Origin of the sequence: Natronosporangium hydrolyticum (genome assembly GCF_016925615.1) — a bacterium.
Classification (GTDB): Bacteria; Actinomycetota; Actinomycetes; order Mycobacteriales; family Micromonosporaceae; genus Natronosporangium; species Natronosporangium hydrolyticum.
The window spans coordinates 195235-208663 of the sequence record NZ_CP070499.1 but is presented as its reverse complement, the minus strand read 5'-3'; the positions used below and the strand labels follow the sequence as shown (position 1 = coordinate 208663).

Genomic DNA, 13429 nt, shown 5'->3' with positions numbered 1-13429 from the left:
GGCTTAGGGAACCGGGATGTTAGAGCACCGGGCGTTAGGGCACCGGGCGGCGGGGGGTGAGCACGGCGGCGAGCCGAGCCCCCCACTGCCGGGCCCGCTCCAATTCCCCAGGGCGCAGCGGCCCGGGCGCGCCAGCAGCCCAGAACGACTCCGCCGGCACCAGCAGCCGGCAGCCGAGCCGGCGGAGCCGGCGCTGGGCGGCGCGCGCCGCCGAGCCGGGCAGGAAACGGACCCGGACCCGGGTGTCGAACGCGGCCGCCGCCGGCGCCCCCTCGACCGCAACGGTCTCCAGCCACTCCCGGATACCTGGCCCGGTCGAGACCAGCACCCGTTCGGGCTCCTCGGCAACCTGGTCCGCGGCGGACTTGCGGGTCGCCGGCCGGCTCAATCCGAACGCGTGGGTTGGACCGCCGACTACCAGCAGGTCAATGCCGCCGCCGACGGTGGTGGGGGCCTGCCCGACCTCGTACACGGTCACGTCGAGCTGTTCGGCCAGGCCAGCCCCGACCGCCTCGGCGACCTGCTGGGTGTTGCCGAACATCGACTCGTACACCAGAAGTGCTCGCATCACCGTCGCCCCCTTCGGGTCCAGCTCCAGCGTCTGGCCGACCGCCCCGCGCCAGCCAGGGCCACGGGTCACAGAATGTAGTGACCAAGGGCCATTGCGTATATGCCCCCGATTGGGGAGGCTGGAACCATGCGGTTGCCGAGCGGGGAGAGCGGGCAGGCGCCAGCGGTGCTGGTGGGGTACGACGGTTCCCGGAACGCTCGGGCGGCGCTGGGCTGGGCGCTTCGAGAGGCGGAACGCCGCCGCGCCCCGGTGGCGCTGATCTACGTCTACGAGTGGGGGATCTCCCCCGGGCCGGTCCCGGCGGGCTCGACCTGGCCGGACCGCTCCGCCCGGCGGGAGGCGGAGGCGGCGGTCGCCGAGGTGGTCGGCGAAGCCCAGGCCCGCCATCCAGCAGTGCCGCTCACCGGAACCGTCATCGACGGTCTGGTGGTTCCGCACCTCCGCGGGCTCTCCGAGCAGGCGCAGCTGTTGGTGCTCGGGGACCGCGGCCTGGGTGGCTTCCCGGAGCTCCGGGCCGGTTCGGTGGCGACCGAGCTGACCGCCCGCGCCCGCTGCCCGGTGGTGGTCGTCCGCGGCTGCGCCCCAGCGCCGCGTCCGGTGGTGGTCGGCGTGGACGACTCCCCCGACTCATCGGTCGCGATCCGGTTCGCCTACGAGTACGCCGCCGCCCACCAGATCGGTGTGGTGGCGGCCCGGGCCTGCCAGCCACCGCCGGTGCCGCGCCGACCCGACAGTTCGCCCGCCCACCCGCCGCGCGGGCACGAAACCGAACAGCGCCGCCTCGCCGAGCAGCTGTTGCAATCCTGGGCCGACCGGTATCCAGCGGTCGACACCGAGCTTCGGTGCTGGTCGGGCGCGCCCGCCCCGACGCTGATCTCCGCCTCGACCCAGGCGCAGCTGGTCGTGGTCGGCGCGCATGGGCACCGGGGAGCGGGGGCCGGGCCGATCGGCCCCACCGCCGGTCACCTGATCCAGCACGCCCACTGCCCGGTCGCGGTGGTGCGGTGGTCGGAGTCGGTCCACCAGCCTCGCCCGCGCACCTCGGCCGAGTCCGCCGGCCGCCGCGGCCTGACCGCCCAGCTTCGCTGAGCAGTCAGCCAAGCTAAGCGGTCAGCCAAGCTAAGCGGTCAGCCAAGCTAAGCGGTCAGCCGAGGTGGTCGGCGAACCACTGGGCGGCGTGCTCGGAGACCTCCGCCAACGCGCCCGGCTCCTCGAACAGGTGCCCGGCGCCCGCCACCACATGCAGCTCACACGGGGCGCTGATCCGGGCCGCCGCCTCCTGGTTGAGCACCCACACCTGCGGGTCGCTACCCCCGACGATCAGCAGCGTCGGCGCCCGGACCTGCAGCAGGGCGGCTTCACCGGCGAGGTCCGGGCGGCCGCCGCGGGACACCACCGCCTGGACGACGCTGTCCCGCTCGGCCGCCGCGACCAGCGCCGCAGCGGCGCCGGTGCTGGCGCCAAAGAGCCCGACCATCCGGTGCCGGGTGGGCTCCGCGGTGATCGCCCAGTCGACGACCGCCACCATCCGGGCCCCCAGCAACCCGATGTCGAAGCGAAGCTCGCCACCGCGCGCGTCGAACTCTTCCTCGTCCGGGGTGAGCAGGTCCGCCATGACCGTCCCGAACCCCTGTTCCTGCAGGTATCCGGCGACCCGGCGATTACGTGGGCTGTGCCGAGAGCTTCCGGAGCCGTGGGCGAAGAGCACCACCCCCCGGGGTGACTCCGGCATCACCAGGTCCGCGTCGATCCGTACCTCGCCCACTGGGATCGACACCATCGTGTCGGTGGCCATTCCCCCGCCTCCTCAGCTCGACCTTCCCCGCCCGTACCCGTTGCCGGTCGGCTTGATACCTGTCGCCGGAGCCCGTTTTCCGAGGTGGCTGAGGCCCTCAGACCGTACGTCGGGCAGGTTCGAGACGTTCGTCCATGGCGGACCACCGGGCCTGGGAGGACGCTATTGGCGACGGCACCCACCGCAGCGACGTGGAACAGCGCCGCACAGGCGGGGGGTTGGCTGCCGGCAGGGGGTCCGGCGCCGCAGGGGTGCGCCGCAGCGCGGTGACCAACATCCGCGGTGGGTGCCGTCGCCGGCTCCGGCGAGGGGGTGTTCCCGGGTAGCCTGACTGACTATGAGCGAGCCCAGCCAGCCCCAACCGTCGATGCCCCGTCGCCTGAGCTTGAGCACCAGCCCCGACATCGAGTCCGGGGTGTACGCGGACTTCGTGAGCGTGTGGCACCAGCCGCATCAGTTCGTGCTCGATTTTTCGGTGCACACCAGCCCGCCGCAGGTGGTCGAGGCGGACGGCAAGCAGGTCCTGAATGTCCCGGCCCGGATGGTCGCCCGGGTGCGGCTGCGGCCGGAGCAGATCTTCGAGATCATGAAGGCGCTGAACCAGCAGCTATCCCGGTGGGAGAAGGAGCAGGGGCGCGCCCCGCGACCCGAGGAGCCGCCGACCGGCCGGCCGCCAGCTGACGGCTGACAGCCGACCGATCTCAGCCGCCGACAGGCAGGCGGCTCACGAGTCTCAGCCGCCGACAGGCAGGCGGCACACGAGTCTCAGCCGCGGGCGAGTTCCGGGGCGAGCAACTCTCCGATCTGGGCGGTGTTCAGCGCCGCCCCCTTACGGAGGTTGTCGCCGGTGACGAAGAAGTCCAGGGCCCGCGGATCGTCGAGCGAGCGGCGGATTCGGCCCACCCAGGCCGGGTCGGTGCCGACCGCGTCGATCGGCATCGGGAACTCGCCCGCTGCCGGGTCGTCGACGACGATCACGCCGGGGGCGTGCCGCAGCAGCTCCCGGGCGGCGTCCGCCTCCACTTCGGTGCCGAAGACGGCGTGGACCGCGCTCGAGTGGCCGGTCACCACCGGCACGCGGACGCAGGTGGCGGAGACCTTCAGGTCCGGCAGCCCCAGGATCTTGCGGGACTCGTTGCGGATCTTGGTCTCCTCGGAGGACCAGCCGGCGTCCTTGAGCGACCCGGCCCACGGCACCACGTTGCACACGATCGGGGCCGGGAAGGGGCCGAGCTCGTCGCCGACCGCCTGCCGGATGTTGCCGGAGCGGGCGCCGAGCGTGTAGTTGCCGGCGGCCTTGCCCAGCTGCTCGTGCAGCGTGTCCACACCGACCTGCCCGGAGCCGGAGACCGCTTGGTACGACGCGACGACCAGCTCCCGCAGCCCGTACTCCCGGTGCAGCGGGGCGATCGCCACGATCATGGTGAGCGTGGTGCAGTTGGCGTTGGCGATGATCCCCTTCGGCCGGTTCCGCGCCTGCTCGGGGTTGATCTCGGGGACCACCAGCGGCACGTCCGGGTCCATCCGGAACGCGCCGGAGTTGTCGACCGCGACCGCACCGGCCGCCGCCGCCACCGGCGCCCACTCGGCGGAGACCTCGTCGGGCACGTCGAACAGGGCCACGTCGACGCCGTCGAAGACGTCGGGGGCCAGCGGCACCACGGTGAGCTCCTCACCGCGGACCACGATCTGCTTGCCGGCCGAGCGGGGGGAGGCGACGAGCCGGATCTCACCCCAGACGTTCTTACGCGACGACAACAGCTCGCACATGACCGTGCCGACCGCGCCGGTGGCCCCGACGACGGCGAGCGTGGGCAGCTGATTCCCCATGGTGCTACCTCCCTGTCCCGGCGTAGACGACCGCCTCTTCGTCGCCGCCCAACTCGAACGCCGCATGCACGGCGCGGACCGCGGCGTCCAGGTCGGTGTCGCGGCAGACCACCGAGACCCGGATCTCCGAGGTCGAGATCATCTCGATGTTTACCCCCGCCTCGCCGAGCGCGGCGAAGAAGGTCGCCGCCACCCCCGGGTGGGAGCGCATCCCCGCGCCGACCAGCGAGACCTTGCCGACGTGGTCGTCGTAGAGCAGGTCCCGGAAACCGACCTTCTCCTGGATCCGCGCCAGCGCGGTCATCGCGGTCGGCCCGTCGCTCTGCGGCAGGGTGAACGAGATGTCGGTGAGCCGGCGGGAGCTATCCGGGTCGGTGGTGACGGTGGAGACGTTCTGCACGATCATGTCGAGGTTGATCTCCGCGCCGGCCACCGTCTCGAAGATCCGGGCCGCCTCGCCGGGCTCGTCCGGCACCCCCACGATCGTGATCTTGGCTTCGCCCCGGTCGTGTGCGACACCGGTGATCAGGGCCTGTTCCACGGGTAGATCCTCCATCGAGCCGGTAACCATGCTGCCGGACTTGAGCGTGTACGACGAGCGGACGTGGATCGGCACGGCATACCGCCGGGCATACTCGACGCAGCGCGGCATCAGCACCTTCGCGCCGCAGGCGGCGAGCTCCAACGTCTCCTCGTAGGTGATCTGTTTGACCATCCGGGCGTTGGAGACGATCCGCGGGTCGGCGGTGAAAACCCCGTCCACATCGGTGTAGATCTCACAGACATCGGCCTGCAACGCCGCCGCCAACGCCGCCGCGGTCGCGTCCGACCCGCCCCGACCCAGCGTGGTGACGTCCTTGGTGTCCTGCGCCACCCCCTGGAAGCCGGCGACGATCACCACCGCGCCCTCGTCCAGCGCCCCGCGGAGCCGACCGGGGGTCACGTCGATGATCCGCGCCCGCCCGTGCACCGACGTGGTGATCACGCCCGCCTGGCTGCCGGTGTAGGAACGGGCCTCGAAGCCGAGGTTGTGGATCGCCATCGCCAGCAGCGCCATCGAGATCCGCTCACCGGCGGTGAGGAGCATGTCCAGCTCCCGACCGGGCGGCACCGGGCTGACCTGGTTCGCCAGATCGATCAACTCGTCGGTGGTGTCACCCATCGCCGACACGACCGCGACGACATCGTCGCCGGCCTTCCGGGTGGCGACGATCCGCTCGGCCACCCGCTTGATCCGCTCCGCGTCGGCGACCGAGGAGCCACCGTACTTCTGCACGACCAGACCCACGGCGACCCCCTTTCTCTCGCTGGTGCTCAAACGCTGCATAGCCTACCGGCCGGCTGCGGGGTGTGTTCCGCGTGTCACCGCCTCCCAGCAGGTGATCACCACGGAAGAATGGCCGGGTGCGCAACCGCCGAATCGGGTGGGCGCTGGCCCTGTCGGTGCTGGTCACCGGCTGCGGCTCGCCCGCAGACCACGCCGTCTCCCCGCCGCCGACCACCCTCGAAGCCCCGCAGCCGCCCGACTCTGCCCGCGCCGAGCTGGCGAGCCGGGCCGCGGCGGCGAAGGATCTGGCGGCGGTGCACGCCTACACCTACGCGGTGCCGGAGCAGCTCGACCGGCGGGTGCTGGCGATCCGTACCGGCGCGGGCGACTGGCGGGTGGATGTCCCCGGCGGTGCCCTCGGTGGTGCGGCTGACGTGGCGATCGCTGCGCTCGACGACGAGCTCTACCACTGCACCCTGCAGGCGACCACGGTCGCCGGCCCCGGCTGTGTGGCGGTGGCCACCATCCCGCCGGAGTCGGATCCCCGGGTCCAGCATGTGTTCACCCGATGGCTGGATGTCTTCGTGGACCGGGCGGCGGCGGTGGCGGTGGTCACCGTGCCGGGCCCCGAGGCGGGCGCGGACGGTGGTGACTGCTTCGCGGTGACGCCGAGCTCGGCCTCGCTGGCGCCGCCGGTGGCGGCGGGCGTCTACTGCTACCGGGCGGACGGCACGCTCACCTACGCCGAGTCGGAGGTGGGCACGCTGACCCTCACCGACACCAGCGCCGCCCCCGAGACCATCGACCTGCCCGCCCCGGTGGTGCCGGGCGACCCGGCCCCCACCGCGCCGGCCCCCACCCCGCCGGCCACCGGCACGCCAGCACCGGCGGGCACCCCCGCGCCCGCCCCCTCGGGATAGCGGGAGCGCTCTGGCACCATTGGCGGTATGTCGCACGCCTCTGCTGACCCGGCCGCGCTCCCGCTCGAACCGCTGTTGGGGCACCGGCGCAGCCCCCGAGCCTTCGACCCGACCGCCGACGTGACCTCGCAGGAGCTCGCCACCCTGCTGGAGGCCGCCCGCTGGGCCCCCTCCAGCTCCAATAGCCAGCCGTGGCGGTTCGTGGTCGGCCGGCGAGACAGCGACACCCACAAACTGATCTTCACCAGCCTGGCCGAGGGCAACCAGCGGTGGGCGGGTCGGGCGGCGGTGCTGCTGGTCGGGGCGCACCTCACCCACTCCGACACCGGGCAGGAGCTGCGGCACGCCGCGTACGACCTGGGGCAGTCGGTCGCCCACTTGACGGTGCAGGCGACCGCGCTCGGGCTGTATCTGCACCAGATGGCCGGGTTCGACGCTGCGGCGCTGCACCGGGAGCTGGCCCTGCCGGAGCAGGTGGTGGCGAAGGTGGTGGTCGCGATCGGCCGGCTCGGCGACCCGGCGACGCTGCCGGAGGATCTCCAGCAGCGGGAGTCGGCGCCGCGGGAGCGGCACCGGGCAGCGACCCTACTGCTCCGCTGAGGTGTGAGCTTCCCCACCCGACGTCCCAACATCCGAACGACGCGGGCCATCAGGCCCTCGACGTCGTAGAGTGAACAGCGTCATGTGGCAGGCACTGCTTCTTGCTCGCCGCGACGAGGCCCCAGCGGCCGGCACCTCGTCGCGGTGTTCGCGCGCGCAGCTCGCCTAGCGCCGGTCGAGTCCGACTCCCGACCTTCTTCCCACATGACCACGCTGAGGAGCTTTTCGATGCCGCACGCATCCGACCCCGCCGCCGAGGCCCGACCGGCCGCCGCCAACCCGATCGCCCAGCAACGCCCCAGCCCCATGCCGTACCAGCGGTACCAGCCGTATCATCTCGCCTTTCCGACCGACCTGCCCGACCGTCGCTGGCCGACCCGCCGGATCGAGGCCGCCCCCCGCTGGTGCGCGGTCGACCTCCGCGACGGCAACCAGGCGCTGATCGACCCGATGTCCCCCGAGCGCAAACGGCGCATGTTCCAGCTGCTGGTCCGCATGGGCTATAAGGAGATCGAGGTCGGCTTCCCGTCGGCGAGCGAGACCGACTTCCAGTTCGTCCGGCAGCTGATCGAGGAAGACCTGATCCCGGACGACGTCACCATCCAGGTGCTCACCCAGTGCCGGGAGCACCTGATCGACCGCACCTTCCAGTCGCTGCGCGGGGTCCACCGGGCGATCGTGCACTTCTACAACTCCACCTCGGTGCTGCAGCGACGGGTGGTCTTCGGGCTGGACCGGCCCGGGATCACCGCGATCGCCACCGACGGGGCCCGGCTGTGCCAGAAGTACGCCGAGATCCACACCCCGGGCACCGACATCTTCTACGAGTACTCCCCCGAGTCGTACACCGGCACCGAGCTGGAGTATGCGCTGGAGATCTGCGCCGCGGTGGTCGACGTGATCGACCCGACCCCGGAGCGGCCGTTGATCCTCAACCTGCCGGCGACGGTGGAGATGGCCACCCCGAACGTCTACGCGGACTCGATCGAGTGGATGCACCGGCAGCTGCCCCGCCGAGACTCGCTGGTGCTCTCGCTGCACCCGCACAACGACCGCGGCACCGGCGTGGCCGCCGCCGAGCTGGGGCTGCTCGCCGGCGCTGACCGGATCGAGGGCTGCCTGTTCGGCAACGGCGAGCGCACCGGCAACGTCGACCTGGTGACGCTGGGGCTGAACCTGTTCTCGCAGGGCATCGACCCGCAGATCGACTTCTCGGAGATCGACGAGATCAAGCGGGCGGTGGAGTACTGCAACCAGCTACCGGTGCATGAACGCCACCCGTACGCCGGAGATCTGGTCTACACCGCTTTCTCCGGCTCCCACCAGGACGCGATCAAGAAGGGCTTCGCGGCGCTGGAACGCGACGCCGCGGCGGTCGGGGTGCCGGTGGCGCAGCACCAGTGGGGCGTGCCCTACCTGCCGATCGACCCGCACGACCTGGGCCGCAGCTACGAAGCGGTGATCCGGGTCAACTCCCAGTCCGGCAAGGGCGGGGTGGCGTACGTGATGAAGGAGGAGCACCACCTCGACCTGCCGCGCCGGCTGCAGATCGAACTCTCCGGGGTGATCCAGCAACACACCGACTCGGTCGGCGGGGAGGTCGCGCCGGAGCGGATGTGGGGCATCTTCGCCGGCGAGTACCTCGTCGCCGAGCAGCGGGAGCCGAAGCTGACGGTGAGCCGCTACGAAAGCACCAGCATCGACGGCAAGGTGGAGCTTTCGATCACAGTGGACCTGGACGGCGACCGGCGGGAGCTCACCGGTGTCGGCAACGGCCCGATCGACGCCTTCACCTACGCGCTGGCCGAGTTCGGGGTACGGGTGCGGGTGCTCGACTACGCCGAACACGCGCTGGCCGCCGGTGGCGATGCCCGCGCCGCCGCGTACGTTGAGTGCGATGTGGATGGTGAATCGGCGTGGGGGGTCGGGATCGACGCCAACATCGTCACCGCCTCGCTGGACGCGGTGGCGAGCGCGGTCAACCGCGCCCGCCGCTGACCCGCGCAGAATGGCGTGCTGAGGGCTTGACCTGAAGCGGGCTTGACGTTGCACACTCGGCTCCCGGCGCAAGAGCGGAGGCGAGCGGATGGCAGGAGCGGGTCACGCGATCGCGGTCGGCGCCAGTGGGATGCTTGCTGGCGCCTGCCGAGGCCTGGCTGATCGTGGCTGGACCGTCACGGTGGTGGCTCGCACCGAGCGCCGATTGCAGGCCACCACCGGCGACGATCCGCGCCTGCTTCCGTTGCCGGCCGACTACCGGGCAACGGAGTTCGAGGCTACGCTCGCCGCCGCGGTCGAGGCGCGGGGGCTGGCGACGCTGGCGCTGTGCTGGATCCACAGCGGGGCGCCACGCGCGCTGCCGGCGGTAGTGAAGGCGCTGGCTCCGAGTGGCCGGTTAATGCATGTGCTCAGTAGTGCCAGCCAGGACCCGACCGACCTCGGCAACCCAGAACTGATTGCCGATCGGACCCTGCGTTATCAACGAGTGATCCTCGGCTACCGGGTCGAGGGTGGACGGGCACGATGGCTCACCGACGGTGAGATCGGCGGCGGTGCACTGGCGGCGGTGGACGACCCCACCGCCGACCCGTACGTGGTCGGCCAAATCCACCCGTGGTCGGCCCGCCCATAGCAGACCCAGCTGCTCGCCGCGGCTCGCCGGATCGGCCCAGGTGATCTAGGGTACGGGCGTGGCCCGTACCCGGAAGTCCAAGTCTCGTAAGCGTTCCACTTCGCGCCGTAGCCGTCGGACGTTGACCCGCAAGCAGCAGCGGCGACTCGGCCTGGTGGTGGCGGCGGTCGCCGCCATCGTCCTCGGCGGCTACCTCGGCACCAGCGACCTGCTCGAGGATGTCCTACCGGACGTGGAAGCCTCGGAGTCCGACAACGGCGGCGACAGCTCCAGCGATGGGGACGACGACTCGGAAGATGACTCGGACAGCGACAGCGACAGCGGCGGCGGGTCCAGCGGGGACGTCGACGTCGACGAGGCCCGGGAACTCCTCTCCGAGTTGACCGTGGACGAGTGGGACACCACCAGCGGCTACAGCCGGGACCGGTTCTCCCACTGGCGCACCATCGACGGCTGCGACGCCCGGCAGACGGTGCTGGCCCGCGACGGCGAGGAGATCGAGACCAGGGACGAGGACTGCCGGGTGGTCAGCGGCGTCTGGCACAGCCCGTTCGACGACGTCACCCTCGACGACCCCAGCGACATCGACATCGACCACATGGTCCCGCTCGCCAACGCCTGGCGCACCGGGGCCGCCGACTGGGACGACGACGACCGGGCCGACTTCGCCAACGACCTCGACACTCCGCAGCTGATCGCGGTCTCGGCCAGCTCCAACCGGGCCAAGGGCGACCAGGACCCCTCCCAGTGGCAACCGGTCCGCGGCTTCCACTGCCAATATGCCTACGACTGGATCGTGGTAAAACACCATTGGGAGCTGTGGGTGACCGAAGAAGAACACGACGCGCTCTCGGACATGCTGGACACCTGCGACTGAGGAGGCCACCGTGGAGCCCCGGAGCAGCGACATCACCGCCGGCCCGGGCGGGGTGATGACCGACGAGGTCGGAGTGGTCACCGGTGACCTCACCCTGCGCACCGAGCTGGCCGACGACGGCCTGGCTACGGTTCGGGTGCAGTACCGCGACGCCGACGAGTGGTATGTGGTCACCGGCGGCCGGGTGACCTTGGCCGACCCGGCCGACCTCGCCGCCGTCCACGACCTCGCGGTCGGCCTACTCCACCGCCCCCACGGCTGAGTGTCGGGCGACTGCGCAACCCTGCCGATCCGCACTGGACATTTACGGGGGGTGGCGACTGGCCCTTCTGGATTGCCCCGTTACCTTTTTGATCGTCCCCAGCCGGGGACTCCTCGGTCGCCCGGCCCGGTATGACTTACTGCCCCTGTCGTAGCCATGATCCGGGGGGTGTTGTCGCCGGGTCGGGTGGCGTCGGCCGACCGCTGATAGGGACCCGGCCACCCCGCACGGGGTAGGTCTCCTCGTAACGTGGCTGCCGGCAGTCCGACGCCCAGACCCGCGACCGAGGCCGCACCGAGGCGAGAGGGCCACCGGTAGTGAACGGCCAGTACGAGGTCTTCCTGGGGTTGGACGTCGGCAAAGGCGAACACCACGCGGTCGCGCTGAGCCGCGACGGCGCCAGGCTCCACGATGCACCGCTTCCCAACAACGAAGCCAAACTGCGGGCGCTCTACGACAAACTCGCCCGCCACGGCAGCATCCTGGTGGTGGTCGACCAGCCCGCCTCCATCGGCGCGCTGCCAGTGGCGGTAGCCCGCGCCGGCGGACACCAGGTGGCCTACCTGCCCGGGCTGGCCATGCGCCGCATCGCCGACCTGCACCCGGGCACATCAAAGACCGACGCCCGCGACGCCTACGTCATCGCCGACGCGGCCCGGACCCTGCCACACACGCTGCGGCGAGTCGACACCGGCGATGACACCCTGGCCGAGCTGGAAATGCTCATCGGCTACGACGACGACCTCGCCGGCGAGGCCACCCGCATCTCCAACCGCATCCGCGGCCTGCTCACCCAGATCCACCCTCCACTCGAGCGTGTCCTCGGCCCGAAGGCCGCCCACCCGGCAGTACTGGAACTGCTGACACGCTGCGGCGGACCGGCCGGGCTACGCAAGGCCGGACGCCGCAAGCTCACCACCATCGCCACCCGCCATGCCCCACGCATGGGCGAACGTCTCGTCGCACAGATCCTGGCCGCCCTTGACGAACAGACCGTGATCGTGCCCGGCAGCCACGCCGCCGAGACCATCCTTCCCCGGCTGGCCAGCTCGCTACGCGACGTCCTCAAGCAACGCGAACAGACCGCGGCCGAGGTCGAAGGGATGCTCGATGCCCACCCTCTTGCCAAGGTCCTGACCTCGATGCCCGGCATCGGAGTCAGGACCGGCGCCCGCATCCTGCTCGAAGTCGGCGACGCCAGCGCCTTCCCCACCCCCGGCCACTTGGCCGCCTACGCCGGCCTCGCCCCAGTCACCAGACGTTCGGGCAGCTCGATACGGGGTGAACATCCACCCAAGGGCGGCAACAAGCAGCTCAAACGTGCGTTCTTCTTAGCCGCGTTCGCCGCTCTGGCCAATCCTGAGTCCAGGGCCTACTACGACCGCAAGCGGGCCGAAGGCAAGAAGCACAACGCCGCGCTGATCTGCCTGGCCCGACGCCGCGTCGACGTCCTCCATGCCATGCTGCGCACCAAGACTCCGTTCCAGCCCAAGTCAGTTCATCCTGTCGCGGCCGCCTGAACGAGCCCTGCCAGCATGACCACCCGGTTGACTTGAACGTCGTATCCGATCAACGGCACGGTGTCACCCTCCGACGTCATAACCACCGGCTTGCCGAGTCTGCGTCCGATGGCCCGCATGAACTGGCACAACACCTCCAGCCGCTGCTGTCCCTGCAACTCCCGCAAATCAACATCGAAGTCGATCTGCCCATCGTACGGTCGAAAGATCGCAAGAACATCCGGCGACGGCCAGACCCTCAACGTCACGCCGTGTCCATGTCGCAAATCCAGCATGTCCTCGACCCGATGCGGCAGCCGCAGCACCCGCCCGTCCACCGAGTACTCGTACGCCCACCCCTTCGAGCGGACAAGCTCAACGACCGCTTGCCAGTCCGCGCGCGTTGTGTTCGGCACACACACGTCTGGCAGCGTCCCGTTCACCTCGGGGTCGAGCCACTCCCTGACGTCATCCCATAACAGGTCAGGCACACCCACCATGATGCCCGGCGTTCGCCGAACCCGCATCTGGGTTCCTCACTTGACAAACGCCATAGGGACCCCCCCCCGACAACGACTGTTACGGTGATGAGACATAACGCAGAGTTAGGTAGGGGGCGCCCGAACTTGGCAGTCGCCGACGCCCCCTATACGCAACGCCTCTGGAGGAAAATTGCGTACTCTTATCAGTATCTCACACCGTAGAGGTCTACGGATCGCCATACACGCAGCTGTAGCAGGCCTGCTCGCGTCGAGCCTGGTAGCGCTCAGTCCTGCTACACCGGCTGCGGCTCAGGGAACGACCCCCACCCTGTTCAACTGTTACACCGAGTGGTGGAGCACCGCTTGGGCACAGAACTGCGCAGGCGATGGCGCCACCTATGCGGGAACATATCGGTCGACGATCGACTGCACTGCACAGTCAAACAAGGAGATGGACGTCTGGCGGCCTCAGGGCGGCACAGGCTGGGAGAGCGGTGAAGATTGCCGCCACGGCACCAGCAACGGAGACATCTCCTACCGAGGCTGACCCGCGTCGCGGCCATAGGGGAGTGCGGTGCTACGCCGCGCTCCCCGTAGTCCATCCAGCCAGTAGGGAAGCTCAACACTCCTTGGCAGCTTCTGATACGGCAACGGTTCCGGATCTTTCACTGCGAATAGAGCGACACTCTAGCGG

13 protein-coding genes and 1 pseudogene are annotated in these 13429 nt (G+C 70.4%); 9 read left to right on the top strand and 5 right to left on the bottom strand.

What is annotated here, in order from left to right; all coding sequences use genetic code 11:
* Positions 1 to 34 precede the first annotated feature (34 nt).
* On the bottom strand, positions 35 to 640 hold the full coding sequence (locus JQS43_RS01035; RefSeq protein ID WP_239677172.1) for a flavodoxin family protein: 606 nt from the start codon (positions 638 to 640) through the stop codon (positions 35 to 37).
* Between the two features lie 57 nt (positions 641 to 697).
* On the opposite strand from JQS43_RS01035, the gene JQS43_RS01030 reads away from it, so the two are divergent.
* Positions 698 to 1660, top strand: coding sequence for a universal stress protein (locus JQS43_RS01030; protein WP_239677171.1), 963 nt, complete (start codon positions 698 to 700; stop codon positions 1658 to 1660).
* Between the two features lie 55 nt (positions 1661 to 1715).
* Here the strand turns inward: JQS43_RS01030 and JQS43_RS01025 are convergent, their stop codons facing one another.
* A complete protein-coding gene (locus JQS43_RS01025) occupies positions 1716 to 2366 on the bottom strand; it encodes a dienelactone hydrolase family protein (RefSeq protein WP_239677170.1) in 651 nt (216 codons plus the stop codon).
* A 337-nt stretch (positions 2367 to 2703) separates the two neighbouring features.
* Between JQS43_RS01025 and JQS43_RS01020 the strand changes: the two genes are divergently transcribed.
* Positions 2704 to 3054, top strand: a complete 351-nt coding sequence (locus tag JQS43_RS01020; protein WP_239677169.1) for a DUF3467 domain-containing protein — start codon at positions 2704 to 2706, stop codon at positions 3052 to 3054.
* Between the two features lie 77 nt (positions 3055 to 3131).
* Here JQS43_RS01020 and JQS43_RS01015 read toward each other — a convergent pair whose 3' ends face one another.
* Both JQS43_RS01015 and JQS43_RS01010 read right to left on the bottom strand, forming a co-directional pair.
* Entirely contained in the window at positions 3132 to 4196 is a 1065-nt protein-coding gene (locus tag JQS43_RS01015; RefSeq protein WP_239677168.1) for an aspartate-semialdehyde dehydrogenase, read from the bottom strand.
* Between the two features lie 4 nt (positions 4197 to 4200).
* Positions 4201 to 5484 carry an aspartate kinase gene (locus JQS43_RS01010; protein ID WP_239677167.1) on the bottom strand — a complete coding sequence of 428 codons (1284 nt, stop codon included), beginning with the start codon at positions 5482 to 5484 and terminating at the stop codon, positions 4201 to 4203.
* A gap of 116 nt (positions 5485 to 5600) precedes the next feature.
* Between JQS43_RS01010 and JQS43_RS01005 the strand changes: the two genes are divergently transcribed.
* From JQS43_RS01005 to JQS43_RS00975, 7 genes and pseudogenes are all read left to right on the top strand, one after another.
* Positions 5601 to 6383, top strand: a complete 783-nt coding sequence (locus JQS43_RS01005; protein WP_239677166.1) for a hypothetical protein — start codon at positions 5601 to 5603, stop codon at positions 6381 to 6383.
* 27 nt (positions 6384 to 6410) lie between these two features.
* Positions 6411 to 6983, top strand: coding sequence for a nitroreductase family protein (locus JQS43_RS01000; RefSeq protein WP_239677165.1), 573 nt, complete (start codon positions 6411 to 6413; stop codon positions 6981 to 6983).
* 228 nt (positions 6984 to 7211) lie between these two features.
* Positions 7212 to 8981 carry a 2-isopropylmalate synthase gene (leuA, locus tag JQS43_RS00995; protein ID WP_239677164.1) on the top strand — a complete coding sequence of 590 codons (1770 nt, stop codon included), beginning with the start codon at positions 7212 to 7214 and terminating at the stop codon, positions 8979 to 8981.
* An 88-nt stretch (positions 8982 to 9069) separates the two neighbouring features.
* Positions 9070 to 9615 carry a Rossmann-fold NAD(P)-binding domain-containing protein gene (locus JQS43_RS00990; protein WP_239677163.1) on the top strand — a complete coding sequence of 182 codons (546 nt, stop codon included), beginning with the start codon at positions 9070 to 9072 and terminating at the stop codon, positions 9613 to 9615.
* Between the two features lie 58 nt (positions 9616 to 9673).
* Positions 9674 to 10492 (top strand): GmrSD restriction endonuclease domain-containing protein, encoded by an 819-nt coding sequence (locus JQS43_RS00985; RefSeq protein WP_239677162.1) that lies wholly within the window; start codon positions 9674 to 9676, stop codon positions 10490 to 10492.
* Between the two features lie 22 nt (positions 10493 to 10514).
* Positions 10515 to 10754 (top strand): annotated as a pseudogene (locus JQS43_RS00980) (hypothetical protein); the annotation flags it as partial.
* Between the two features lie 317 nt (positions 10755 to 11071).
* On the top strand, positions 11072 to 12274 hold the full coding sequence (locus tag JQS43_RS00975; protein ID WP_239677160.1) for an IS110 family RNA-guided transposase: 1203 nt from the start codon (positions 11072 to 11074) through the stop codon (positions 12272 to 12274).
* On the opposite strand, the gene JQS43_RS00970 is transcribed toward JQS43_RS00975, so the two are convergent.
* Positions 12253 to 12753, bottom strand: a complete 501-nt coding sequence (locus JQS43_RS00970; RefSeq protein ID WP_338037170.1) for a hypothetical protein — start codon at positions 12751 to 12753, stop codon at positions 12253 to 12255. The genes JQS43_RS00975 and JQS43_RS00970 overlap by 22 nt on opposite strands.
* Positions 12754 to 13429 lie beyond the last annotated feature (676 nt).